19 protein-coding genes and 2 tRNA genes are annotated in these 25,436 nt (G+C 67.2%); 12 read left to right on the top strand and 9 right to left on the bottom strand.

Translation table 11 applies throughout. The features are described from left to right. Window positions 1-168: 168 nt before the first annotated feature. Window positions 169-1,131, bottom strand: coding sequence for a bile acid:sodium symporter family protein (locus P0Y43_RS04330; RefSeq protein WP_275636071.1), 963 nt, complete (start codon window positions 1,129-1,131; stop codon window positions 169-171). Between the two features lie 158 nt (window positions 1,132-1,289). Next, the gene (rdgC, locus tag P0Y43_RS04325) at window positions 1,290-2,210 is read right to left on the bottom strand and encodes a recombination-associated protein RdgC (protein WP_275636070.1); all 921 of its coding nucleotides are present in this window, start codon (window positions 2,208-2,210) and stop codon (window positions 1,290-1,292) included. 206 nt (window positions 2,211-2,416) lie between these two features. Here rdgC and P0Y43_RS04320 point away from each other — a divergent pair. Beyond that, window positions 2,417-2,492 (top strand) — tRNA-Val (locus tag P0Y43_RS04320). A 13-nt stretch (window positions 2,493-2,505) separates the two neighbouring features. Next, window positions 2,506-2,582: transfer RNA gene (locus P0Y43_RS04315), tRNA-Asp, on the top strand. Between the two features lie 124 nt (window positions 2,583-2,706). Here the strand turns inward: P0Y43_RS04315 and P0Y43_RS04310 are convergent. Next, on the bottom strand, window positions 2,707-3,087 hold the full coding sequence (locus P0Y43_RS04310) for a COG4315 family predicted lipoprotein (protein WP_275636069.1): 381 nt from the start codon (window positions 3,085-3,087) through the stop codon (window positions 2,707-2,709). Between the two features lie 165 nt (window positions 3,088-3,252). Between P0Y43_RS04310 and P0Y43_RS04305 the strand changes: the two genes are divergently transcribed. After that, a complete protein-coding gene (locus tag P0Y43_RS04305) occupies window positions 3,253-4,947 on the top strand; it encodes a molecular chaperone HscC (RefSeq protein ID WP_275636068.1) in 1,695 nt (564 codons plus the stop codon). On the opposite strand, the gene P0Y43_RS04300 is transcribed toward P0Y43_RS04305, so the two are convergent. The 4 genes from P0Y43_RS04300 to P0Y43_RS04285 form a co-directional block, all read right to left on the bottom strand. Further along, window positions 4,941-7,583 carry a molecular chaperone DnaJ gene (locus P0Y43_RS04300; RefSeq protein ID WP_275636067.1) on the bottom strand — a complete coding sequence of 881 codons (2,643 nt, stop codon included), beginning with the start codon at window positions 7,581-7,583 and terminating at the stop codon, window positions 4,941-4,943. The genes P0Y43_RS04305 and P0Y43_RS04300 overlap by 7 nt on opposite strands. Continuing rightward, complete coding sequence (locus P0Y43_RS04295; RefSeq protein WP_275636066.1) at window positions 7,580-8,272, bottom strand: DUF1266 domain-containing protein; 693 nt, start codon at window positions 8,270-8,272, stop codon at window positions 7,580-7,582. Before P0Y43_RS04295 ends, P0Y43_RS04300 begins: the two co-directional genes overlap by 4 nt. Before the next feature lie 153 nt (window positions 8,273-8,425). Next, window positions 8,426-9,202, bottom strand: coding sequence for a type I methionyl aminopeptidase (gene map, locus P0Y43_RS04290; protein ID WP_275636065.1), 777 nt, complete (start codon window positions 9,200-9,202; stop codon window positions 8,426-8,428). Continuing rightward, window positions 9,199-9,402: a ParD-like family protein gene (locus P0Y43_RS04285; protein WP_275636064.1), complete on the bottom strand. Its 204-nt coding sequence runs from the start codon at window positions 9,400-9,402 to the stop codon at window positions 9,199-9,201. Before P0Y43_RS04285 ends, map begins: the two co-directional genes overlap by 4 nt. Before the next feature lie 308 nt (window positions 9,403-9,710). Here P0Y43_RS04285 and P0Y43_RS04280 point away from each other — a divergent pair, with 308 nt between their 5' ends. The 8 genes from P0Y43_RS04280 (at window position 9,711) to P0Y43_RS04245 (ending at window position 20,341) form a co-directional block, all read left to right on the top strand. After that, window positions 9,711-13,727 carry a bifunctional nitrate reductase/sulfite reductase flavoprotein subunit alpha gene (locus P0Y43_RS04280; protein ID WP_275636063.1) on the top strand — a complete coding sequence of 1,339 codons (4,017 nt, stop codon included), beginning with the start codon at window positions 9,711-9,713 and terminating at the stop codon, window positions 13,725-13,727. 327 nt (window positions 13,728-14,054) lie between these two features. Then, window positions 14,055-16,607, top strand: a complete 2,553-nt coding sequence (gene nirB / locus P0Y43_RS04275; protein ID WP_275636062.1) for a nitrite reductase large subunit NirB — start codon at window positions 14,055-14,057, stop codon at window positions 16,605-16,607. After that, window positions 16,607-16,960 (top strand): nitrite reductase small subunit NirD, encoded by a 354-nt coding sequence (nirD, locus tag P0Y43_RS04270; protein WP_275636061.1) that lies wholly within the window; start codon window positions 16,607-16,609, stop codon window positions 16,958-16,960. Before nirB ends, nirD begins: the two co-directional genes overlap by 1 nt. Window positions 16,961-16,999: 39 nt before the next feature. Continuing rightward, window positions 17,000-17,932, top strand: a complete 933-nt coding sequence (pcaQ, locus tag P0Y43_RS04265; protein ID WP_275636137.1) for a pca operon transcription factor PcaQ — start codon at window positions 17,000-17,002, stop codon at window positions 17,930-17,932. A 151-nt stretch (window positions 17,933-18,083) separates the two neighbouring features. Beyond that, window positions 18,084-18,809, top strand: coding sequence for an FKBP-type peptidyl-prolyl cis-trans isomerase (locus tag P0Y43_RS04260; protein WP_275636060.1), 726 nt, complete (start codon window positions 18,084-18,086; stop codon window positions 18,807-18,809). A gap of 274 nt (window positions 18,810-19,083) precedes the next feature. After that, complete coding sequence (locus P0Y43_RS04255; RefSeq protein WP_275636059.1) at window positions 19,084-19,524, top strand: YkvA family protein; 441 nt, start codon at window positions 19,084-19,086, stop codon at window positions 19,522-19,524. A gap of 98 nt (window positions 19,525-19,622) precedes the next feature. Next, on the top strand, window positions 19,623-19,970 hold the full coding sequence (locus tag P0Y43_RS04250) for a helix-turn-helix domain-containing protein (protein ID WP_275636058.1): 348 nt from the start codon (window positions 19,623-19,625) through the stop codon (window positions 19,968-19,970). Continuing rightward, complete coding sequence (locus P0Y43_RS04245; protein ID WP_275636057.1) at window positions 19,967-20,341, top strand: hypothetical protein; 375 nt, start codon at window positions 19,967-19,969, stop codon at window positions 20,339-20,341. The genes P0Y43_RS04250 and P0Y43_RS04245 overlap by 4 nt, the downstream gene beginning before the upstream one ends. A 14-nt stretch (window positions 20,342-20,355) precedes the next feature. On the opposite strand, the gene P0Y43_RS04240 is transcribed toward P0Y43_RS04245, so the two are convergent. Beyond that, on the bottom strand, window positions 20,356-22,119 hold the full coding sequence (locus P0Y43_RS04240) for a GGDEF domain-containing protein (protein WP_275636056.1): 1,764 nt from the start codon (window positions 22,117-22,119) through the stop codon (window positions 20,356-20,358). 111 nt (window positions 22,120-22,230) lie between these two features. Further along, window positions 22,231-24,312 carry a carboxy terminal-processing peptidase gene (locus tag P0Y43_RS04235; RefSeq protein ID WP_275636055.1) on the bottom strand — a complete coding sequence of 694 codons (2,082 nt, stop codon included), beginning with the start codon at window positions 24,310-24,312 and terminating at the stop codon, window positions 22,231-22,233. Between the two features lie 140 nt (window positions 24,313-24,452). Here P0Y43_RS04235 and P0Y43_RS04230 point away from each other — a divergent pair, with 140 nt between their 5' ends. After that, the gene (locus P0Y43_RS04230) at window positions 24,453-25,415 is read left to right on the top strand and encodes an NAD(P)H-quinone oxidoreductase (RefSeq protein ID WP_275636054.1); all 963 of its coding nucleotides are present in this window, start codon (window positions 24,453-24,455) and stop codon (window positions 25,413-25,415) included. Window positions 25,416-25,436 lie beyond the last annotated feature (21 nt).

The following is a 25,436-nucleotide window of genomic DNA, read 5'->3' as shown; positions in this document are numbered from 1 at the left end:
TGATGGGGCCGTCCCCTGAATGGTCACGCGGTGCGTCGTGAGGCCGTCCTCACAGTGCGCACTATAGTGCACATTTGGCTGGGCGAGGGCAAGCCTGGGGGGACCTGCGGTGTCTGGGCCGGCCTTATCGCGGGGCAAGCCCGCGATAAGGCCCTCCCATACACCAAGTCACTGCGGGGCCGGCGCCCCTTCGACCCCCTTCACCGGCTCCTCCATCCGCCTGAACCAGGTCGACAGCAGTGCCCCGGAAATGTTGTGCCACACGCTGAACAGCGCGCTGGGCACCGCCGCCAGCGGCGAGAAATGCGCCGCCGCCAGTGCCGCGCCCAGCCCCGAGTTCTGCATGCCCACCTCCAGCGCCAGCGACTTGCGTTGGGCCAGCGGCAGCTTGCACAGCTTGCCGGTGAGGTAGCCGAGCAAGAAACCGAAGCTGTTGTGCAGCACCACCACCGCCATGATCAGCAGGCCGGATTCGGCGATCTTCGCCTGGCTGGCCGCCACCACCGCGCAGACGATCATCACGATGCTGACCACCGACACCAGCGGCAATACCTGCACGGCCATCTGCACCCGCGTGCCCAGCAAACGCTGGGCGAGCACGCCGAGGACGATCGGCAGCATCACCAACTGCAGGATCGACCAGAACATGTCCATGAACGAGACCGGCAGCCAGGCCGAGGCCAGGAACCAGATCAGCGCCGGGGTCAGCAACGGCGCCAGCAGCGTGGTCACCGCGGCGATCGCCACGGCCAGCGCCAGGTCGCCCTTGGACAGCCAGACCATCACGTTCGACGCTGTGCCGCTCGGGCAGCAGCCGACCAGGATCACGCCCACGGCGATTTCCGGTGGCAGGTGGAAGGCCTGGCACAGCAACCAGGCGACGCCCGGCATGATCACGAAATGCGCCACCACTCCCAGGGCCACGCGCCAGGGTTGGCGGGCGAGGGCGGCGAAGTCGTCGAGCTTGAGGGTCAGGCCCATGCCGAACATCACCAGGCCCAGCAGCGGCACGATGGCGACCTTCAGGGCGATGAACCATTGCGGCTGCAGGAAGGCCAGGCAGGCGAACAGCAGCACCCAGAGGGCGAAGGTGTTGCCGACGAAGCGGCTGAGGGCGGCGAGGGCGCGCATGGGGAGGTCCTTCTAGGGGTGGAATGTGTGTTGGGTGGGCTGACGCCATCGCGGGGCAAGCCCGCTTCCACAGATACCCTGCCGTCTATGAAAACGGCGGGGTATCCGCGGGAGCAGGCTTGCCCCGCGATGGCGTCGCTACTGACAACCAGGAGCGGTCAGACCCCCTGCGGAATTTCCTCTCCGCCCAACGCCTCGAACAGCGCCGGCAGGAATTCACTGAAGGTCATCATCATCAGCGTGAAGCTCGCATCGAACTGCTGCTGCGCCTCGTCACCGCCATCCTGCTCGGCCTGCTCCTGCAGCAGCTCCTCGAACTTCAGGCGCTTGATCACGGTCTTGTCGTCGAGCACGAACGACAGCTTGTCCTGCCAGGCCAGGGCCAGCTGAGTGACCAGCTTGCCGGTGCTCAGGTGCAGCTGGATTTCCTCGCCGGTCAGGTCCTGGCGCTTGCAGCGCACGATGCCGCCATCTTCGGCGGTGTCGCGCAGTTCGCACTCGTCCAATACGTAGAAGCCTTCGGCGGCCTGTTGCGACTTGACCCAGTCGGTCATGGTCGCGCTCGGGGCGATCTTCACGGTGGCCGGGCGCACCGGCAGCGAGCCCATCACTTCACGCAGGGTCGACAGCAGGTCCTCGGCACGCTTGGCGCTGGCCGAGTTGACCAGGATCAGACCCAGGCGCGGGGCGATGGCGGCGAAGATCATCGAGCGGCGGATGAACGCGCGCGGCAGGAAGGTCTGGATGATGTCGTCCTTGATCTGGTCGCGTTCCTTCTTGTAGACCTTGCGCATCTGCTCGGTCTCGATTTCCTCGACCTTTTCCTTGACCGCGTCGTTGACCACGCTGCTGGGCAGGATGCGCTCTTCCTTGCGCGCGGCGATCAACAGGAACTCACCGCTGACGTGCACCAGCGGGGCGTCCTCGCCCTTGCCGAACGGAGCGATGAAACCATAGGTGGTCAGCTCCTGGCTGGCGCAGGGGCGGGCCGGCTTGCTGGCCAGGGCGGCTTCCAGTGCTTCAGGCTCGAACGGGACGTCCTGGGTCAGACGGTAGGTCAGCAGGTTCTTGAACCACATGAGGGGGTGTCTCTCCTTAATGCATAAGGCGGGCATTATTCTCCGAGTGGGCGTTTGCGGCCAACCCTGTCAGAGGGCCAGCAGTTGCATAAAAGGAAGGAAAAGGGTGGTGGCGCTAGGTCTTTGAAAGTTCTGCAAAATTTTTTTAAAAAAGTGCTTGCCAGGGTGGGGTGTCCTCCGTAGAATGCGCGCCACACCGAGACGAAGGGTGATTAGCTCAGCCGGGAGAGCATCTGCCTTACAAGCAGAGGGTCGGCGGTTCGATCCCGTCATCACCCACCACTCGATGTATAGCGCAGCGGTAGTTCAGTCGGTTAGAATACCGGCCTGTCACGCCGGGGGTCGCGGGTTCGAGTCCCGTCCGCTGCGCCATATTCCAGCTTCCAGGGCCCACTGAACACCCGGAAGCCACAAAAAAAGCGACCTTAGGGTCGCTTTTTTTGTTTCTGCCTTTCGCCAGGCGCGGGTGCCGTACAGGCCCCCGCGCTTCCCAGCCTCAGGGCTTGGCCACGTGCCAGGCCTGGCCCACGCCCTCACCGGTGGTATCACCCGGTTTCGAATCCTTGACCCAGCCGTACAGCGGCAGGTCCTTGTAGGCCCATTGCTTGCTGCCGTCGTCGCGGGTGATCACGGTGTAGCCATCACCGTCCTTGGCGTAGGCGCCGGCGGTCAGCGGTGGCCAGTTCTGTGCGCAGGGGCCGTTGCAGGCGGATTTGCCGGCGCTGTCCTTGGCGAAGGTGTAGAGGGTCATGCCCTTGCTGTCGACCAGGACCTTGCCCAGGGCGGTGTCGGCGACTTTCGCCGGGGTGGCCGCCATGGCCAGGCTGGACAAGCAGGTCAGGGTCAGGGAGAGGGCGAGGGTGGTTTTCTTCAACATGATGGGCCTCTGAGTGTTGGCGTTGTGTGGGTGATGTAGGGAGAACAAGCGGGGGCGGAATTTATTCCAAGGAATTTTTGGGTTGTGGTCGCGGGGCCTATCGCGCCTTCAACTCCCGGCCCCATTGCGGCAGAATCCCCCCATACCGCGAGCAAGAGACCGACCATGCAGGATGCCAGTACCGCTCCATCCGCCCCATTGCTGGGCATCGACCTCGGCACCACCAACAGCCTCATCGCCGTCTGGCAGGACGGCCAGGCGCAGCTGATCGCCAACGCCCTCGGCGAGGTGCTGACCCCCTCGGTGGTCAGCGTCGATGACGACGGCAGCATCCTGGTCGGCAGCGCCGCCCGCGCGCGCCTGACCACCCACCCGCAACGCACCGCCGCCGCCTTCAAGCGCTTCATGGGCAGCGACAAACGCTTCGAGCTCGGTGAGCACCGTTTCACCCCCGAGGAACTCTCGGCCCTGGTGCTCGGCGCGCTGAAGCAGGACGCCGAAGCCTGGCTTGGGCGCCCGGTCAGCGAGGCGGTGATTTCGGTGCCGGCCTACTTCAGCGACGAGCAGCGCAAGCGCACGGTATTCGCCGCGGAATTGGCGGGGTTCAAGGTGCAGCGCCTGATCAACGAGCCGACCGCCGCGGCCATGGCCTACGGCCTGCACGAGCAGAAGTTCGAGCGCACCCTGGTGTTCGACCTGGGTGGCGGCACCTTCGATGTCACCGTGCTGGAGTACGCTCTGCCGCTGATCGAGGTGCACGCCTCCACCGGCGACAACTACCTGGGCGGCGAGGACTTCACTGACGCCCTGCTCGCGGCCTGCCTGCGCGATTGGAACCTCAAGGCCGAAGACCTGGAACCCCAGGCCCTGGCCAGCCTTCACGACGCGATCGAGCAGCTCAAGCGCGAAGCGGGCGAGGGCGGCCGCACCCTGGCCTGGAGCGGCGACGGCCAGGCCCGCGAATGGCTGCTCGACGACCTCAAGCTGCAAGCGATCTGGGCGCCGCTGCTGGCGCGGGTGCGCACCCCCATCGAACAGGCCCTGCGCGACGCGCGCCTGAGCCCGCGCGAACTGGACAGCCTGGTACTGGTCGGCGGCGCCACGCGCATGCCGCAGGTCCAGCAACTGGTGGCCAAGCTGTTCGGCCGTTTGCCCTACCGTCACCTCGACCCGGACACCATCGTTGCCCTCGGCGCCGCCAGCCAGGCGGCTTGCAAGGCCCGGGACGCGGCCATCGACGAGCTGATCCTCACCGACGTCTGCCCCTATACCCTGGGCGTGGCGTCGTCGCGCGGCGAGGAAGTCGCCGGCGCCTTCTCGCCGATCATCGAGCGCAACACCGTGATCCCGACCTCCAAGGTGCAGCGCTTCTACAGCAGCCACCCGGAGCAGACGCACGTGCGCATCGCCGTGTACCAGGGCGAGCGGCCCTGGGTGCGCGACAACATCCTGGTCGACAGCTTCGAGATTCCTCTGCAGCCCACCGGCCAGGTGCAGTCGCTGGACGTGCGTTTCAGCTACGACATCAACGGCCTGCTGGAAGTGGACGTGACGTTCCTGGAAACCGGGCAGAAGCATAGCCACAGCATCGACCGCAGCCCCACCGGGCTGGACGCCGAGGCCCGCCAGGCCAGCCACGAGCGCCTGGCGCGGTTGAAAATCCACCCGCGCGACGCCTTGCCCAACCGCACCTTGCTGGCGCGCTTGGAGCGCGCCTGGATGCAGAGCCTGGGGGATGAGCGCGAATTGATCGGCAGTTGGCTGGATGCCTTCAACGCCGTGTTGGCCAGCCAGCAGGCCGGGGAGATCAGCCGCCAGCGCCAGCAGTTGAGCCAGGCGCTGGACGAACTGCGCTACTGATGGATCAGGCGGCGCAACGCCGCCTGCAGGCCGTCGTCGAGTTGCTGGGGCTTGCCCGGTGAGGCCCCGTAGCGGTTCGCCAGGCGATCCCCCGGCCAGCCCAGCAGCAGCAATGGCAGCACGGGCAGCAGGCGGCTGAACGCCAGCAAGCACAGCAGCACCGGCACCCCCTGGCCGATATCGCGCAGGCGCCGCAGCAGGGCGCTGAGGACCAGCAGCGCGATGACCGCCATCACGGCCGGGCTGCGGCCTGCCGCGCCGACCAGCAACAGCACGATGAGGTGCGCGGCCAAGTCGCCGCGCCCGAGCCGGCTGCCCAGGCGCCAGAACGCCCAGGAGGGCGCCGACGCGCGCGACGCATGGGCCAGCAACAGGCGTTCGGACCACGCCAGCAGCGCCATCAGCGCGCAGCGTAGCCCGGCGTCCTGGTTGCCGTCGTCCTTGCCTTGCTGCAAGCGCAGCAGGCTGCGGGTGCTCGGCGCCTGGCCACGGTTGGCCAGGCTGTGCAAGGCATCCAGGGCTTCGTTGAACAGCTTGGCGTCTACCCCTTCTTCCTGTTCCAGCACGTTGCGCGGCAGATGCGCGGCCTTGCCTTTGGTCAGGCCGTCGCGCAGTGGCACGAACCAGGCACTGTCGTTGTCCAGGGCATCCAGCCGGTCGCGCAGGCGCGCGCGCTGCTCGGCGTCCAGCGCCGGGTCGTGGTACAGCACCGCGCACAGCAGCATGTAGCCCAGGCGGTGGTCGTCGAGCACATCGTCGTTGTCCAGGCACGCCAGCAGTTGAGGTGTGCTGGGCAGGCGTGCGCTGTTGATGGCGTAGCCGAAGGTCAGCAGGTGGCCGGCGACGAACGCCTGCATCGGATCGTGGTTGTCCAGCAAGGCGGGCAGGGCGTTGGCGCCTTCCGGGCTGTGCACTGCCGCTTGCAGTACGCGGTGCAGGCCGGCGAACGGGTGTTCGCTGGGGTAGGTCAGTTGGTCCACCAGGGTATCGGGGATCAAGGCCAGCCAGCGCTCCGGCTGGTCGGCCAGGGCGAGCATGAACAGTTGCTGGCGGTGCCAGGTCCACAGTGCCTCGCCGGCGACCATCGGTGGCAGCAGCACGCCGCAATCGGCCAGTTCGTCCTGGGTGGTCAGGGCGAACGGCACGGTGAACAGCCGGCGCATCTCGAAGTGACGGTTGAGCCCGCGCACGGCCTGGGCCGAATACACCCGCACGCGGCGCAGCCATTCGCGGCACAGCGGGCGCAGTTCGTCGCTTTCGAGGATTTCGGGCAGGGTCTCGGCGGGGTCGTCGCTGTCGCAGAAGCGCTCCAGCGCGCGTGCCACGGGTGATAGCTGCAGCCAGTGCAGGTGCTGACGGGCCTGGCGCTGGAAGCCTTCGAGGATCAGCCCGTCGAGGGCGTCTTCGCTGGGGCGCTCGGCGAGGATGCGTTGCAGCAGCCCGGCCTCGCCGCGCTGCAGGGCCCAGGCCTGCCAATACAGGCGTTGCAGTGCGGGCTCGGCCTGCTCCTGCAGCAGCCAGGCGAGCAGCGGCAGTTCATCGTCGCCGTCCAGGCGCCAGTCGATGAACAGCGCGGCGATGCCGCCCAGTTCCAGGCGCGCGGCCTCGGACCAGCGCGCCAGGGTCTGCGGCGCCTGGGCCGGGCTGCCCCAAGCCTGGGCCGGGTCGGCCAGGTCGTCGGGCCAGGTGTCGGGCTGGGTTTGCTGGTCGAAAGCCTGGATCAGCAGCGGCAGGCGCTGCGGCTGGTGGCGCGCGCATAGGTCGAGCAGCCAACGCTCGGCCTGCGGGTGGCGGTATTCGCGCCACAGCCGCAGCCAGCAGTCCAGGGCCTGCTGCTCGGCGCCGAGGGCGCTCGCCTGGCGCGCCAGCAGGTAGAGCAGGTCAGGGTCGTCCGGTGCCCGGGCCTGTTCAACCTGCACCTGGGCATGCAGGGTCATGCTGGCGATGCCGGCCTGGCTGAACTGCACGCAGACGCGGCGCATCAACGCGGCATCGTCGGGGATCGCCAGGCAAGTGTGCTGGCTGGCGAACTGCTCGTACTCGAACAGCGGGCGCTGCTCGAAGCAGTAGGCCAGGCTGCGGAAGTACCACAGGGTTTCCAGTTGCGCGGTGGGCGGCCAGTCGCGCATCAGCGTGGTGTCGAACGGGTCGGGCTCGTCCAGGCGGGCGAGGAAGGCTTCCACTTCGTGGGCGTCGTCCAGGCGCAGCAGTTGCTCGGCCCAGCCGAAGCGCCGGGCCAGCAGGCTGGCGCAGGCATGGGCGATCGGGCCGCAGTGGCGCAGGTCGTGCAGCAGTTGCCAGCCAAGGTCGTCCAGCGTGTCCAGCGGCAGCTCGTCGAGGGTCAGCGCGTAGCGTTGCCACGCGCTAGGGTCGAAGCGCAGGGTGGGTTCTTCGAGCAGGTGGTGGAAGGCTGTCAGGGCCGGGTGGGGCGGGGTGTCCTGCTCCTCTGCCGCCGGCTCGGCGGGCAGCTCGGCCTCGCGGGCCAGGCGCTGGGCTTGTTCGTAGGCCTCGCGCAGGGCCTGGAAGCCTTCCGGGTCGGTCTCGGGGTGGTGCGCTGGCAGGCGACTGCGGTAGGCCTGGCGAATGATGGCGAGGTCCTGGGTCGGCTCGATGCCCAGGCGGATCCAGCAACTCATGACCAGCATCCTTCTTCCAAGGTGGCAGGGCGCTGCGGCTCGGGCAGCGGCAGGTCCCAGGGCAGGCCGGCGAGCAGTTGGCTGGCGCCGAGCTGGAGGTTGAGCAGGATGCAGCGGTTCCAGTGCTCGCTGCCCTGGCGTTCGAGGTCGGCGGCGAGGGTGGCGTCGCTGCTGTCGGAGACGTTCCACAAGGCCTTGCCGAACAGGTAGCCGGCCAGATAGCTGTCCCAGCGGTTGTAGTAGTGGCGGGCACGCAGGGCCAGGCGGTAGTGCAGGTAGAGGCTTTCTTCGCGGGTTACCAGGTCTTTCTTCAGCCCGGCGCGCAGCAGGAAGCCCATGCGCCCGATGTCCCAGGCGCGGGTGCCGCCGGGGCCGCAGTCGGGAAAGGTGCGCGCGGCGTATTCGTGCTTGATGCGTTCGCGTGGCGGCAAGCGTTCCAGCAGTGCCTGCCACTGGCTGGGCAGGCAGCGTTGGAACTGCCAGTAGGCTTCGCTCAGTTCGGTGGCATGGCCGTTATCGGCCATGCCGAGCATGTCCAGCAATTGCGCGCGGTTGGCGATGCCCCACCAGCGTTCCAGGTCGGTCTTGTCTTCACCTTCGAAGTAGTCGGGGGCGGTGTAGCTGGCGCCGTTGAGCGCGGCCATCGGGGCGGAGAGGGCATGCAGCCAGTGCTGGGCGGTTTCATCCATGAGCGGGTTCCTGGGCCGCGGTAAGGTGCTGGGATTGTAGAGAGGGGGTGTGGGGCGGGGCAATTGCCGGGTTGTCGGTGCAGGCCCTATCGCGGGGCAAGTCGGATCGCCGCACCGCGATAGCGCCCGCACCGGCGCAGTAAAGGCCGTGTTTCAAACGCTGCGCTCTTCCTCGCGCAAGGTCAGCACCTCGAACCCGGTCTCGGTCACCGCCACGGTGTGCTCCCACTGCGCCGACAACGCGCCATCGCGGGTGATCACCGTCCAGCCATCCTTCAACGTGCGTGTGCCGCGCAACCCTTGGTTGATCATCGGCTCGATGGTGAACACCATCCCTGGTTGCAACTTCATGCCCATGCCGCGCTGCCCGTAGTGCAGCACCTGCGGCGCCTCGTGCATCTGCCGGCCGATGCCGTGGCCGCAGTATTCGCGCACCACGCTGTAGCCGGCCGCCTCGGCGAAGGTCTGGATGGCGTGGCCGATGTCGCCGAGGGTGGCGCCGGGGCGGACCTGCTCGATGCCCTTCCACAACGCCTGGTAAGTGGTGTCGACCAGGCGCCGGGCATCGTCGCCGATCGCGCCGAGGCAGTACATCTTCGACGAGTCGGCGATATAGCCGCCCTGTTCCAGGGTGATGTCGACGTTGATGATCGAACCCTCGCGCAGCACCTCGTCGGCCTTGGGCATGCCGTGGCAGACCACCTGGTCCACCGAGGTGTTCAGCGAGTAGGGGAAACCGTACTGGCCCTTGCTCGCCGGGCGGGCCTTGAGGGTTTCGACGATGTAGGCCTCGGCGCGGTCGTTGATCTGCATCGTGGTCACGCCCGGGCGGATGAAACCGTCGAGGTCGGCGAACACCTTGGCCAGCAGTTGGCCGGCGTTGCGCATCAGTGCCAGTTGGGCGGCGTCCTTGAGGGTCACCTTGCTCATTGCAACAGCTCCTTGAGGTTGGCTTGCTCCTGGCGCAGCAGTTGGCGCAGCAGTTCCTGATAGGTGGCCTGGGGGTGCAGCTCGGCGAGCATGCCGATGCGGATCCAGTGCTCGGCCTGGGCGTTGATCGAGCGCGACAGGGCGGCGCTGGCGATGCGCAGGTCTTCGTGGAGGTCGTCGGCGATCTTGACGATGCCCATGGGAGGAGTCCTGTATATGAAACGTATATAGATCATATCGTTGTTGCTGAGGGAGTGCCACCTGGTGGTGCGTTTCGGGCCAGGACAGTGCGTTTTCTGTGCCGGCCTTATCACGGGGCAAGCCTGCTCCCGCACGGATCGCGCCGTTTGGGGGCTGGCCCAGAACTTGCTGATTCAAACCATCCGGAACCGTCAACGCCGATGGCTTCCCCTCATTCTTCACGACAAAGGCGCCGTGTTGCCCCCGCTTGCCATCGCAGGCCGGGGCAGCCGGCGCCTTTTGCGTTTCGCCCACAGGAGTACGCCCCATGAGCAGCAGCGAGGTGCGCAGCGTCTGCCCCTATTGCGGGGTCGGTTGCGGCATCGTCATGAGCGTGGCCGACGGCAAGGTCAGCAAGATCAGCGGCGACAAGCAGCACCCAAGCAACTTTGGCCGCCTGTGCACCAAGGGCCTGACCGCGCACCTGCCGCTGCTGGCCGGGCGCATGGAGCACGCTTTCGTGCGCCAGCAGCGTGCCGTGTCGCCGGTGCGCACCGCGCTGGACGAAGCCATCGCCCAGGCCGCTGGCCGTCTGCGCGCGATCATCGACCAGCACGGCCCCGATGCCGTGGCCTTGTATGTCTCCGGGCAGATGTCGCTGGAGGCCCAGTACCTGGCCAACAAGCTTGCCAAGGGCTTCATCCGCACCCGCCACATCGAGTCCAACTCGCGCCTGTGCATGGCCAGTGCTGGCAGCGGCTACAAGCAGTCGCTGGGCGCCGATGGCCCGCCTGGCAGCTATCAGGACTTCGAGCATGCCGAGGTGTTCCTGGTGATCGGCGCGAACATGGCCGACTGCCACCCGATCCTCTTCCTGCGCCTGCTCGACCGCCTCAAGGCCGGCGCCCGGCTGATCGTCGTCGACCCCCGGCGCAGCGCCACCGCCGACAAGGCCGACCTGTTCCTGCAACTGCGCCCCGGCAGCGACCTGGCGCTGCTCAACGGCCTGCTCTACCTGATGCACCAGAACGGCCACACCGATGCCGACTTCATCGCCCGCCACACCGAAGGCTGGGAGGCGATGCCGGCGTTCCTCGACGACTACACGCCCGAGCGCGTCGCCGCCCTCACGGGCCTTGCCGAGGCCGACATCCGCCAGGCCGCCGAATGGCTCGGCACGGCCGGCGAATGGATGAGCTGCTGGACCATGGGCCTGAACCAAAGCATCCACGGCACCTGGCACACCAATGCGCTGTGCAACCTGCACCTGGCCACCGGCACCCTCTGCCGCCCCGGCAGCGGCCCGTTCTCGCTCACCGGCCAGCCCAACGCCATGGGCGGGCGCGAGATGGGCTACATGGGCCCGGGGCTGCCGGGCCAGCGTTCGGCACTGGTCGACGGCGACCGCGCGTTCGTCGAGCAGCAGTGGCGGTTGGCGCCAGGCAGCCTGCGCAGCGAAGGGGGCGAGGGCACGGTGGCGCTGTTCGAGCAGTTGAAAAGCGGCGAGGTGAAGGCCTGCTGGGTGATTTGCAGCAACCCGGTGGCCAGCGTCGCCAACCGCCAGCAGGTGATCGACGGCCTGCGCCAGGCCGAGCTGGTAATCGCCCAGGACGCCTTCCTCGACACCGAGACCAACCGCTACGCCGACATCCTCCTGCCCGCCGCGCTGTGGGCCGAAGGCGAGGGCGTGATGATCAACAGCGAGCGCAACCTGACCCTGATGCCGCGCGCCGTCAACGCCCCCGGCGAGAGCCTGGAGGACTGGCGGATCATCGCCCGCATCGCCTGCGCCATGGGTTACGCCGAGGCCTTCGACTACCCCGACGCCGAGGCGGTGTTCGACGAGATCCGCCGTTTCTGGAACCCGGCCACCGGCTACGACCTGCGGGGTATCGACTACCCCGCGTTGCGCGAGCGACCGCGCCAGTGGCCCTGCGCCCCTGGTCGGCGTGACGACCGCAGCCCGCTGCGCTACCACAACGATGGCAGCAGCCAGCACCTGCTGCGCGACGCCCAGGGTGCGGCACCGGCGCTGGCCTTCCCGACCGCCAGCGGCAAGGCGCGCTTCTTCGCCCGGCCCTGGTTGCCGCCGGCCGAACTGCCCGATGAGGACTACCCCTGGGTGCTCAATACCGGCCGTGTGCAACACCAGTGGCACACGCTGACCAAGACCGGCAAGGTGCCGAGCTTGAACAAGCTCGAACCCGGCCCCTTTGTCGAGCTCAACCCCGAGGACGCCCAGCGCCTGGGCATCGCCGACAAGGACCAGGTGGCGATTCGCTCGCGGCGCGGCCAGGCGGTGCTGCCGGCGCGCCTCAGCGATCGTGTGCTGGTGGGTAATTGCTTCGCCCCCTTCCACTGGAACGACCTGCATGGCGAGCAACTGGCGATCAACGCCGTGACCTGCGACGCGGTCGACCCAACCTCCCTGCAACCGGCGTTCAAGCATTGCGCCGTGACCCTGGAGCGGGTCGCCGGCGAACGCATCGAAGCCCTCGACCTGACCCGCGCGGAGCCGTCCTCCATGCCCACCGCCACCCTGTCCCGCCTGCTCGGCCTCGACCAACTACCGGTCCCGGCGCTGGCCGAGGACGAGCGCCACTACCTGCAAGGTTTTCTGCTCGGCCTTGGCCAGGCCCGCGCCGAGGGCGTGCCGTGCCTGCCGCCCAGCGCACCGCTGGCGCCGGCCCGACGACTGTTCGTCGATGGCCTGTTGGCCGGGCTGTTCGCCCAGCCCGCTAGCGCTGCCGCGCCAGGCCTCGAGGCGCCGCGCCACCGGGTGCTGTGGGCGTCGCAGACCGGCAACGGCGAGGCGTTGGCCGAGCGCTGCGCCGGGCGCCTGCGCGAAGCCGGGCTGGCGGTGGAGCTGAGTTGCATGGAGGCGGTCAGCCCCGGCCAGTTGCGCGGCGCCGCCAGTGTGCTGCTGATCGCCAGCACGTTTGGTGACGGCGATGCGCCAGACAGCGGTTCGGCGTTCTGGCAGGCGTTGCAGGGCGAGGAGGGTGGCCAGTGCGCCGAGTTGCCCTATGCCGTGCTCGCCCTGGGCGACTCCAGCTACGACCAGTTCTGCGGCTTCGGCCGCAAGCTCGACCAGCGCCTGGCCGAACTGGGCGGGCGGCGCTTGCTGGAGCGGGTCGATTGCGAGCCGGACTTCGACCAGGCCTTCGCCAGCTGGCTGCTGGCCTTGCTGCCGGCCCTGGGCGCGGCGGCCAGCGCTGCCACCGAGCAACCCGTCGCCAGCGGCTTCGACAAGCAGCGCCCGTGCCTGGCGCCGCTGCTGGAGAACCGCCTGCTCAACGGCCCGGGGGCGAGCAAGGAAACCCGCCAGCTGGTGTTCGACCTCAACGGCAGCGGCCTCAGCTACCAGCCTGGCGACGCCCTGGGGGTGTGGCCGCGCAACTGCCCGGCGTTGGTGCAGGAGTTGCTCGGCGCGATGGGCGTCGACGGCCAACGGATGGTCGAGCCACCGGGCTTGCCGCCGATGGCCCTGGCCAATGCGCTGGAGCGGCACCTGGAAATCGCCCGCATCACCCCTGCGCAGCTCGAAGCCTTCAGCCGCGACGCCCAGGCTGGCGAGTTGCGCCGTTTGCTGCAGGCTGAGTGCAAGGCTGAACTCAAGGCGTGGTTGTGGGGCAAGCAACTGGTGGACGTGCTGCGCGCGTTTCCCCAGCAACTGCCGCTGAGCGACTGGTTGGGCCTGCTCAAGCCGCTGCAACCGCGGCTGTACTCGATCAGCTCCAGCCCTGCGGCGCACCCTGGCGAGGTGCATCTGACGGTGTCCACCGTGCGCTATGGCGAGCGCAAGGGCGTGTGCTCGACCTTCCTGGCCGACCGCGCCGAGGCGCTGGAGGTGGCGATTTTCCCCCAGGTGTCGCGGCACTTCCGCCTGCCGGAAAGTGATGCCACGCCGATCATCATGGTTGGCCCCGGCACGGGCATCGCGCCGTTCCGGGCGTTTCTCGAAGAGCGCCAGGCGCGTGGCGCGAGTGGGCGCAACTGGCTGTTCTTCGGCGAGCAGCACGCCGCTTGCGATTTCTACTACCGCGAGCAACTGCTGGCCTGGCAGGCCAGTGGGCATTTGCGCCTGAGCACGGCGTTCTCCCGTGACCAGGCCGAGAAGGTGTACGTGCAGCAGCGCATGCTGGAGGAGGGCGCCGAGCTGTGGCGCTGGCTGGAGGCGGGGGCGTATTTCTACATCTGTGGCGATGCCCAGCGCATGGCCCGCGACGTGGATGCGGCGCTGCGCCAGGTAGTGGCCGAGCAGGGCGGCATGAGCGACGAGGCGGCTGCGGCGTATGTGGAGGGGTTGAGCCGCGACAAGCGTTATCGGCGCGACGTGTATTGAGTGCACCGGGATTGGGCGGTGTGCACCGGGTTGAGGCGGTGAAGGTGCCGGCCCTCTCGCGGGGCTGCCCGCTCCTGCACGCGTGAGGGCACCGCCGAACCTGTAGGCGCGGGCTTGCCCCGCGAGAGGGCCGGCCCGACCAACGAAAATTCCAACCTTGGCACACTCCCTGCTACACCACCCCTACAACACGCCCCGCCGATCAACGGCGATCAGCAGGGGCCTCACACTGATGAGTACAGGCAAAGGCGCCTGGAGCTTCCGCTCCAGGCGCCTTTTTTTGTCTTTGCCGCGGGCAACCCGGCGAACCGTGATCGAGGAACGGCTATGAAGGCAACAGCGAACGACGGGCAACGGCAACGACTGGTCATCGTCGGCAACGGCATGGTCGGCCACCACCTGGTCGAGCAACTGGTCGAGCGCGGCGCCCTGGCGCGCTTCGAGCTGCAGGTGTTCGGCGAGGAGCGCCAACGCGCCTACGACCGCGTGCACCTGTCGGAGTACTTCGGCGGCAGCGACGCCGAGGTCCTGGCCCTGTGCGAGGCGGACTTCTACGAGCGCCACGGCGTGCACCTGCATCTGGGCGAGGCGGTGCTGGAGATCGACCGCGAGCAGCGCGAGATCGTCACCGCCGAGGGCCGCTACGGCTACGACCAGCTGATCCTCGCCACCGGCTCGTACCCCTTCGTGCCGCCGATCGAAGGCTCCAGCGGCACGGCACGCCTGGTCTATCGCACCCTCGACGACCTCGACGCGATCCGCGCCGCCGCCACTGGCGCCCGGCGGGGCGTGGTGGTCGGTGGCGGCCTGCTTGGCCTGGAAGCGGCAAACGCGCTCAAGTCGCTAGGCCTGGAAGCCCATGTGGTGGAGTTCGCGCCACGGCTGATGCCGGTGCAACTGGACGGCGAGGGCGGGGCGGCGCTGCGTGCGCAGATCGAGGCGCTTGGCGTGGGTGTGCACCTGTCGCGCGCCACCCAGTCCATCAGCGCTGGCGAGGGCTACCGCTACCGCATGAACTTCGACGGCGGCGAGCACCTGGAAACCGACCTGGTCGTTTTCTCCGCCGGCATCCGCCCGCAGGACGCCCTGGGTCGTAGCAGCGGCCTGGAGATCGCCGCGCGTGGCGGCGTGGTGATCGACAGCGACTGCCGCTCCAGCGACCCACGCATCTTCGCCATCGGCGAATGCGCCTCATGGAACGGCAGCGTGTTCGGCCTGGTGGCGCCCGGCTACGGCATGGCGCGCAACCTCGCCGCGTTGCTGATCGGTGAAGCGGCGGCGCCCTTCAGCGGTGCCGACATGTCGACCAAGCTCAAGCTGCTGGGGGTCGACGTCGGCTCTATCGGCGACGCCCACGGCGCCACGCCTGGCGCGCGCAGCTACCGCTTCATCGACGAGGCCAATGCCAGCTACCGTCGCCTGGTGGTGGACGCCAGCGGCAAGCGCGTGCTCGGCGCGGTGCTGGTGGGCGATAACAGCTACTACGACACCCTGCTGCAATACGTGCAGAACGGCATCGCCCTGCCGGCCGACCCGGCGGCGCTGATCCTCCCGCAAAGCGGCGGCGTGCCGGCCTTGGGCGCCGACGCGTTGCCCGACAGCGCGACCATCTGCTCGTGCCACAACGTCAGCAAGGGCGCGATCTGCGCGGCCATCGACAGCGGCTGCGGCGACCTCGCCGCGGTCAAGGGCTGCACCAAGGCGGCCACTGGCTGCGGCGGTTGCGCGGCGCTGCTCAAGCAGGTGTTCGAGCATGAGTTGACTGCCCGTGGCGTGACCGTCGACAAGAGCCTGTGCGAGCACTTCGCCTACACCCGCCAGGAGCTCTACGCGCTGGTGCGGGTCGAGGGTATCCGCAGCTTCGACGAATTGTTCGAGCGCCACGGCAAGGGTCACGTCGGCTGCGACATCTGCAAGCCCACCGTGGGCTCGATCCTCGCCTCGTGCTGGAATCAGCCGATCATGGACCCCTCGCTGGTGCCGCTGCAGGACACCAACGACACCTTCATGGCCAACATGCAGAAGAACGGCACCTACTCGGTGGTGCCGCGCATCCCTGGCGGTGAGATCACCCCGGACAAGCTGATCGTGATCGGCCAGGTGGCGAAGAAATACGACCTCTACACCAAGATCACTGGCGGCCAGCGCATCGACCTGTTCGGCGCTCAACTGCACGAGCTGCCACTGATCTGGGGCGAGCTGATCGAGGCCGGCTTCGAGACCGGGCACGCCTATGGCAAGTCGACGCGCACGGTGAAGTCCTGCGTGGGCAGCACCTGGTGCCGCTACGGCGTGCAGGACAGCGTGGCCATGGCCCTGCGCATCGAGGACCGCTACAAGGGCCTGCGCTCGCCGCACAAGCTCAAGTTCGCGGTCTCCGGCTGCACCCGTGAGTGCGCCGAGGCGCAGAGCAAGGACATCGGCGTGATCGCCACCGACAAGGGCTGGAACCTGTACATCTGCGGCAACGGCGGCATGCGCCCGCGCCACGCCGAGCTGTTCGCCACCGACCTGGACGACGAGACCCTGATCCGCCTGATCGACCGCGTGCTGATGTTCTACATCCGCACCGCCGACAAGCTGCAACGCACCTCGGTATGGCGCGAGGGCCTGGAAGGCGGGCTGAATTACCTCAAGGCGGTGATCCTCGACGACAGCTTGGGCCTTGCCGCCGAGCTCGAAGCGCAGATGCAGCACGTGGTCGACCGCTACGAATGCGAGTGGGCCAACGCCCTGAAAGACCCAGAGAAGCTCAAGCGCTTCCGCACCTTCGTCAATGACCAGCGCCCCGACCCTGACGTGCACTTCGTGCGTGAACGCGAGCAGCGTCGGCCGGCAGCAGCGTTGCACCTGATTCCAACCGTCGAGGAGGCTGTCTGATGAACCTTTCCAATGCCGCTGTGGCGCACGATCTTCAATGGCAGGCGGTATGCCAGGTCCAGGACCTGGTGGCCGGCTCCGGCGTGGTGGCCTGGCTGGACGGCGCCCAGGTGGCGCTGTTCTACCTGCCGGGGCAGGGGCTTTACGCGGTGGACAACCGCGACCCGCGTTCGGGGGCGAACGTCATCGGCCGTGGGCTGGTCGGCAGCCTGGGCGGTGAGCTGGTGGTGGCCGCGCCGCTGTACAAGCAGCACTTCAGCCTGAGGGATGGACGCTGCCTGGAAGACCCGGCGCAGGCGTTGCGGGTATGGCCGGCGCGGATCTGCGGCGAGGCGATCGAACTGGCGTGCTGAGCCCTTGCAGCGCGCGGCGTGAAGCTGCAAGCTGCCGGCATGAACCTCGACACCCGCATCAAGTACCGCCACCTGCTGTGCTTCCTGGAGATTGCCCGGCAGGGCAGCCTGGCCCGTGCGGCGGACGTGCTCGCCATCAGCCAGCCAGCGATCTCCAAGGCGCTCAAGGAGTTGGAAGACCTGCTCGAAGCGCGCTTGTTCGAGCGCAGCCGCCAGGGGGTTGAATTGACCCCGGCCGGCACCCGCTTCATGCGCTATGCCGGGCCCAGCGTGCAGGCCCTGCGCGATGGCGTGAGCAGCTTGCGCGGCGAGGCGCGGGCGCCGTCGCAGGTGCGGATCGGCGTGCTGTCGACGGTGGAGGGGCTGCTGATGCCTGAAGTGTTGTGCCGCCTGCACCAGCGCCATGAGGCATTGGTGGTCAGCGTGGTCACCGGCGTCAGCGCGCAGTTGCTTGGGCAACTGCACCTGGGCGAGCTGGAACTGGTGGTCGGGCGCATGACCGATAGCCCGCAGATCCAAGGCTTGTCGTTCGAGCATCTGTACAGCGAATCGATGACCTTGGTGGTGCGCCCTGGCCATCCCTTGCTGGCGCCTCAGCCAGTCGACCGTAGCCAGGTCGGCTGCTATCCGTTGGTGCTGCCCCCGCCGGGCACCACCATCCGCCAGCATGCCGACAGCCTGTTCGTGCAGTGCGGCATCCAGTTGCCGGCGCAACGCCTGGAAACCTTGTCTCTGGCCCTGAGCCGGCGCTACCTGCTGGGCAGCGACGCGGTATGGGTGGCGCCGCGTGACGCGGTGCTGATCGACCTGCAACGTGGTGAACTGACCGAGCTGGACCTGGGGGTGCGCGAGCCGGGCGGCTCGGTGGGCATCTGCCGCAACGCGGCATTGCCCCAGGGGCTGGCGGCGCAGTGGGTGTGCGAGGTGCTGCGTGAAGTGGCGGCGCAATACCGCGACGGCGCCTACCCTTGAGGCCGGCCCCAGCCCAGGATGAAGATCCGTTCACCCACTGAACTTCCACCCCGCAACCGGCTCTCATGCCGGTAGCCATTGGTCATGGCCGCCTGATAAGCTCGCGGCTTTACCCTGATTTGCCCTCATGGCGCATGAACAAGGAACTAGCATGAAACAACATCGTTTGGCGGCTGCGGTTGCCCTGGTTGGCCTGGTCCTCGCAGGTTGCGATGCCCAGACCAGCAGCGTCGAGCTGAAAACGCCAGCACAGAAAGCCTCCTACGGTATCGGCCTGAACATGGGCAAGAGCCTGGCTCAGGAAGGCATGGACGACCTTGATTCGAAAGCGGTGGCCCTCGGCATCGAGGACGCGGTGACCAAGAAAGAGCAGCGCATCAAGGACGAAGAGCTGGTCGAAGCCTTCACCGCCCTGCAGAAACGCGCCGAGGAGCGCCTGGCCAAGGCCAGCGAGGAAGCGGCCGCTGCCGGCAAGAAGTTCCTCGAAGAGAACGCCAAGAAGTCGGGCGTGGTCACCACCGCCTCCGGCCTGCAGTACGAAGTCGTGAAGAAGACCGACGGCGCGCAGCCCAAGCCGACCGACGTCGTCACCGTCCACTACGAAGGCAAGCTGATCGACGGCAAGGTCTTCGACAGCTCCATCGAGCGTGGCAACCCGATCGACCTGCCGGTCAGCGGCGTGATTCCAGGTTGGGTCGAAGGCCTGCAACTGATGCACGTCGGCGAGAAGTACAAGCTGTACATCCCGGCCGAACTGGCCTATGGCGCGCAGAGCCCGAGCCCGCTGATCCCGGCGAACTCGGTGCTGGTCTTCGACCTGGAACTGATCGCTATCAAGGACCCGAGCAAGCCTGAAGCCGAAGCCCAGGCCAAGTAAGCCGCTCGTGGTACCGCCAACGCCCCGTCTCGACGGGGCGTTGTCGTTTCGGCGGGGCTTGACGCGAACCCTGGTGGCCGCGCACTGTCGGAGCAAAGGCGGGGCGCGCGCCTGCTGTGTCGCAAAACGTTTGCCGATATGAAACGGTTGTGTAAAAAACGCCCGATCTAAGCGAGGCCCTTGTCCCGTGGGCACCTGACGCCGGAAACGCCGCCCTGTTCACAAGGTTATCCACAATTAATGTGGATAACCTTCCTGCTCTTCTGGAGGCTCCATGAGCGCACCCTGGAATTTCGTCCGCTTCCTGCCCTTGGCCGAGCGCCTGCTCAGTCGTGGCCGCTTGCCGGCATTGTTGTTCGCCGTGGCGCGCAAGGGCCCGCGGCTGGGCCAACTGCGCGAGGACGTGCGCCTGTTGCAGGCGCTGTGCCTGGCCTGGTGGCGTGGCGAGTACCGGGCGGTGAGCCCGAAGGCGCTGGTGACCATCGTCGCGGGCCTGCTGTACTTCGTCAGCCCCTTGGATGCCATTCCCGATTGGTTGCTGGGGGTCGGTTTTCTCGACGACATCGCCGTGCTCGGCTGGGTGCTCAAGACCGTCTCTGACGAGTTGGCGCGCTTCAAGGCCTGGCGGGACGGCCAGGCACCGGAGCGCCTGCGGGTGGTCGAGCGCCTGCCAGACACGCCCGAGGCGTTGCGCCTGGAAAGGCGTGCCCCTTGAGAAAGCCCGAACTGCACAGATGCCCGCGCTTGGTAATATAATTGGCATAAGCATTATGCCGACGGATTACATGCCGTAATCCCAAGTAAGGGGGTCGTATGGGTATTCAGGTCATCAGCCGGGACGGTCAGCCCGAGTACGCAGTCGTTCCCTGGGCGCAGTACCAGGCACTGCTCCAGGCGGCGGGGCAACCGCCCGCCACGTTCGACGACCCGTCCGCCAGTACCCCGCAAGCCGCACCACCCCGCGCCAGCCTGCCTGCTTTGGGCGAGCTGGCGCAGTTGCGCTTGGCCAAGGGCCTTGCCCCCGAGGCGCTGGCACGCAATGTCGGTATCAGCCCGGCGTACCTGGCGATGATCGAGGCCGGCGAACGCCAGCCGGACGCGGCGATCCTGCGCAGCCTGGCCTGGCACCTGGGCATCGCTGGCTGGAGCGAGCCCTCATGAGCCAGGTCAGGATCAGCCGTCAGCATTGGCAGAGCCTGCTGGGCGAGCTCGACCTGGCCCGCCGTCAACGCCACTTGCTGACCTACCGCGCGCTGCTGGAGCGCCTGCAACTGCCAAGCCCCGCCATGCAGACCCTGACCGCCGCGCTGGAGTACCTGGCGGTACTCGATGCGCGCGCCGAGCAGCCGCTGCGCAGTTCGCTGGTGATCAGCCAGGGCGCCAGCCGCCTGCCGCGCACCGGGTTCTTCGAGTGCGTCGAGCGCCTGGGGCGCTTCTCCGGGCCGGTGGATGGCCTGGAGGCGGCCTCTTGGCATGCCTCGGAGGTGGTGCGGGTGTTCGAGTACAGCTACCCCGAAGAAGTCGCCAGCTGAGCGGCGACGCGCTCCTACAGCGGGTGTTCGGCGCTCATCGTGATCAGGCTCAGGCTCGGCCCGGCGGTGTCCTTGGCCTGACGCTTGGCCTGCGAGGCCAAATCCGCCAGCTGCGCGGCATCCAGCCCGTCGCACGCCTCGCGACACAACCACACCACGCCAATCGACAGTGACAGCAGCGGGAACGTCTCGCGCTGGCCCTGGCGGTTGTGGGCGATGAAGCACCCCGCCTCCAGGTGCTCGGCACGGTAGAAGCGTCGGCACTGCTCCAGGAATGCCTCGATCAAGCCGTGCAGACGCTCCTGCCAGTCCGCCGAGCCGATCACCAGCATGAAGTCGTCACCGCCGATATGGCCGACGAAATCCCGCGTCGGGTCGATGCATTCGCCCAGGCACTGCGCCAGGCACAGCAGCACCTCGTCGCCACGGGCATAGCCGTAGAGGTCGTTGAAGGGCTTGAAACTGTCGATGTCCACGTAGCACACCGCTGCGTCTCGCCGCTGCTCCAGCAGGCGCGCCAGGCATTGCTGGATCGGCACGTTGCCCGGCAGCAGGGTCAGCGGGTTGGCGTAGCGGGCCTGCTGGATCTTCTGTTCGGTGATCAGCTTAAGCACGTCGATCACCCGGCCCATGCCCCGGTAGCGCCCGCCTTGGGTGATGATGAAATCTTCCTCGATACGCTGCCGGGCGCGGCTGGTGAGCAGGCGGCTGACCTGCTGCAAGGACTGGCCGCGCTCCACTGCGAGGAAGTCCTCGCTCATCAGCCGGCTGATCGGTTTGCGCGCGAACAGGTCGGTGCCGAACGGCTTGAGCAGCGCATCGGACAGCGAGTGCCGGTGCACGATGCCGCAGGGCTTACCGTGGTCGTCGAGCACCGCCAGCGAGTTGAGGTTGGCCTGGCGGCGGAAGGCGTCGAGCACCTGCTGGGTGGCGGTGCCCAGCGGCACCGCGGGCTGCTCGATCAGCAGCGCGGCCAGGTCGCCGCCGTCCTCGCCCGCCGGCAGTGCCTGGCCCGGGGGCTGCGGCAGCAGGGTCAGGCCCTCGCGTGGCGGAAACTCCTGCGGGCGGCCCAGCAGGTAACCCTGCAGCAGGTCGACGCCCATCTCGCTGAGCACTGACAATTCCTCGCTCAGCTCGATGCCTTCGGCGATCACCTGGGCGCGCGAAGCGCGGGCGATCTGCAGGATGGAGCCGACGAACTCGCGCTTGAGCGGGTCCTGGTGGATGCCGTCGATGAAGTGGCGGTCGATCTTCACGTAGTCCGGGCGCAGCTCCGACCACAGGCGCAGGCTGGAGTAGCCAGCACCAAGGTCGTCCAGGGCGATGGAAAAACCCATGTCGCGGTAGTGGTGCAGGGCGTTGGACAGCAGTTGGAAATCGTCGGTGGGTGTCTGCTCGGTCAGCTCGATGACCACCCGGCTGGGCGACAGCCCGACCTGTTCGAGCATCTGCAAGGTGCGCCCGGAAGGGTAGTGGGGTTCGAGCAGGGATTCGGGGGAGACGTTGAGGAACAGCTTGCCCTCCAGCCCCAGCTCGCTGAACCGTCGGCAAGCGCTCTCGCGGCACAGCACCTCCAGCTCGCTCAGGCGCCCGGCCTGGCGGGCGATGGCGAACAGGTTCAGGGGCGAGTGCAACGGGCTGTTGGAGGGCCCGCGGCTGAGCGCCTCGTAGCCGAGGATGCGCCGCTGGGTCAGGCAGATGATCGGTTGGAACAGGCTGTGGACGCTACGTTGAGCCAAGATGGCGCTCAATGCGCTGAGCTGTTCGGTGACGGTCATGGCCTGCTTCCTGAAAAAGAAAAGGCCGGGCGCTTGCGCGTCCGGCCCTTCTATTTCACGACAGTCCAATGACTGTTTAATGACAGGTCACACTATTCTGCCATCACTTTTTCAGTGCTTGGCCACCGACGAACTCAGGCTCAGGTAGTCGAGCAGGATGCGACCGGTCTCGGACAGGTAGGCGTCGTCTTCTGGCTTGGTATCGTCCGGCTCGGCGGGCAGGGCGTCCTCGTCTTCCTTCTTCAATTCCTTGAGTGGCTCTTCGCCCTTGGCCTTGCGCCGCACGTTCTCAAGCGCCAGTTGCTTGGCCTCGATCTCGTCGTGACGGGCGCGACGGTCCTGTTCGTTGAGGCTGACGGTCTTCTCGTTCATCAGCTTCTGGGTCAGGGCCAGGCGGTCGCGGATGTAGACGAACTCCGGGTCCTTGTCGCTGCGCGCGTCGTGGCGTGCCTTGAGCTGGGCCAGGAACGGCTTGAACGGGTCGGCCACAGGCTTGACTACCGGGCGGATGGTGTCCCACGGCATGGCCTCGGGCAGGGCGCTCTCGCCGATTTCCTTGGTGTCGATGATCGACGGGTAGTCGATGTCCGGCAGCACGCCCTGGTGTTGGGTGCTCTGCCCGGAGACGCGGTAGAACTTGGCCAGGGTCAGCTTCAGCTCACCGTGGTTGAGCGGCTGGATGGTCTGTACGGTGCCCTTGCCGAAGGTCTGGCCACCGATGATCAGCGCGCGGTGGTAGTCCTGCATGGCGCCGGCGAAGATCTCCGAGGCTGAAGCAGAGAGGCGGTTGACCAGCAGCGCCAACGGGCCCTTGTAGAAGACGCCGGGGTTCTCGTCCTCGAGTACGTCGACGCGGCCGTCGCTGTTGCGCACCAGCACCGTGGGGCCTTTCTCGATGAACAGGCTGGTCAGCTCGGTGGCTTCCTGCAAGGAGCCGCCGCCATTGTTGCGCAGGTCGATGACCACGCCGTCGACCTTCTCCTTCTGCAGTTCGGTGAGCAGCTTCTTCACGTCGCGCGTGGTGCTCTTGTACTCGGGGTCACCGGCACGGTAGGCCTTGAAGTCGAGGTAGAAGGCCGGGATCTCGATGATCCCCAGCTTGTAGTCACGGCCATCCTGCTTGAGCTTGAGCACCGACTTCTTCGCCGCCTGCTCTTCGAGCTTGACCGCCTCGCGGGTGATCGACACCACCTTGCTGGTCTGGTCGTTCGGCGCGTTGCTCGCCGGGATCACCTCCAGGCGCACCACCGAGCCTTTCGGGCCGCGGATCAGCTTGACCACTTCGTCCAGGCGCCAGCCGACCACGTCGACCATTTCCTTGTCGCCCTGGGCCACGCCGATGATCTTGTCGGCCGGGGCCACCTGCTTGGTCTTGGCCGCAGGGCCCGCCGGCACCAGGCGCACGATCTTGACCTGGTCGTTGTCGCTTTGCAGCACCGCGCCGATGCCTTCGAGCGACAGGCTCATGTTGATGTCGAAGTTTTCCGCGTTGTCCGGCGACAGGTAGTTGGTGTGCGGGTCGTAGGACTGGGCGAAGGTATTGATGTAGGCCTGGAAGATGTCCTCGGCGCGGGTCTGGTCCAGGCGCGCCAGCTGGTTCTTGTAGCGCTTGGTCAGGGTTTCCTGGATCTGCTTGGGGTCCTTGCCGGCGATCTTCTGGCGCAGCACCTCGTCCTTGACGCGCTTGCGCCACAGGTCGTCGAGTTCGGCCTCGTTCTTCGCCCAAGGGGCATCCTTGCGGTCGACCAGCAGGGTTTCCTTGGCGGTGAAGTCGATCTTGTCGGCACCCTTGGCGAGTTCCGCCAGGGCGAAGTCCAGGCGTGACTTCACGCGGTCGAGGTAGCGCTTGTAGATGGTGAAGCCGGGGTCGAGGTTACCGCTTTTCAAGAAGTCGTCGAACTGGGTCTTCCACTTGTCGAACTGGGCGATGTCGGCCGCGGTGAAGTAGCTGCGGGCCGGGTCGAGCAGCTTGATGTAGCTGTCGTAGATGATGACCGAGCGGGCATCGTCCAGAGGCGGCTTGCTGTAGTGGTGGCGCTTGAGCAGCTCGACCACGTTGAGGCTGGCGACGATTTCGTCGCGGTCCGGCTGCAGGCTGTCCCACTTGTTGGCGGCGGCCGCATTGCCACCGAGCGCGAGGCTGCCCAGGCCGATCATCAACGCGAGGGCAGAGCTGGGGAGGAAATGCTTCATGCTGATTCGACGTGGAGGCAATTGATCACGCATAGTAGGCCGTCTTTTCCTTCGCCGGTTCCATGGAGCCGGACAAATACTGCAAAAAGCCCGGGACATGGCGTCCCCGGGCTCAGTCATGACTCAACTATGGAGGCACTGTGAAGGCATTGCAAGGCGTTGACGGACATGTGGCCTGGGTCGAGGCCGAGCGCCCGGCCTGTGATGCGGGGCAGGTGCGCATCCGCGTGGCGGCGGCCGGGTTGAACCGTGCCGACCTGTTGCAGCGCGCGGGTCTCTACCCGCCGCCACCGGGTGCCAGCCCGTACCTGGGGCTGGAGTGCGCCGGGGTCGTCGAGGAGGTCGGCGCCGGTGCCGATTGGCGTGTGGGCGACCGCGTTTGCGCGTTGCTGGCCGGTGGTGGCATGGCCGAGGAAGTGGTGGTCGATGCCCGCCACGTGCTGCCCGTGCCCGAGGGCCTGAGCCTGCACGAGGCGGCGGGCATTCCCGAGGTGTACGCCACGGCCTGGCTGAACATCTTCCAGCTCGGTGGCCTCAAGCCGGGCGAGAAGGTGCTGGTGCATGCTGGGGCCAGCGGCGTGGGCTCGGCGGCGATCCAGCTGTGCAAGGCATTCGGCAACCCGGTATGGGTCAGCGTCGGCTCGCCCGAGCGCCTGGCCTACTGCGAGGGCCTGGGCGCCGCCGGGGGCGCGGTGCGCAACCAGAACCTGGAAGCACTGGAGGGCCTTGGGCCGTTCGATGTGATCCTCGATCCGGTCGGGGCCAGCTATGGCGAGCTGAACCTCAAGCTGCTGGCGCGTGATGGGCGCTGGGTGATCATCGGCTTGATGGGCGGGCGCAAGGTCGAGCTGGACCTGGCGATGGTGCTGGGCAAGCGCCTGGAGATCACCGGGTCGACGCTGCGCAACCGTGACGATGGGTTCAAGGCCGAGTTGCTGCGTGAGCTGGGGCAGCAGGTGTGGCCGCTGTTCGCCGAAGGGCGGTTGTCGGCGCAGTTGGTCGACACCTATCCGATTGAGTTTGCCGAGGCGGCGTATGCGGAGTTGGCCAGCAATCAGGTGTCGGGGAAGCTGGTGGTGGTGATCGATCCGGCGTTGGTGTAGTTCATAGCGACGCTATCGCGG

Origin of the sequence: Pseudomonas entomophila, assembly GCF_029193575.1 — a bacterium.
Classification (GTDB): domain Bacteria; phylum Pseudomonadota; class Gammaproteobacteria; order Pseudomonadales; family Pseudomonadaceae; genus Aquipseudomonas; species Aquipseudomonas entomophila_G.
The sequence above is the reverse complement of the archived record's forward strand: the minus strand, read 5'-3'. Positions and strand labels throughout refer to the sequence as shown.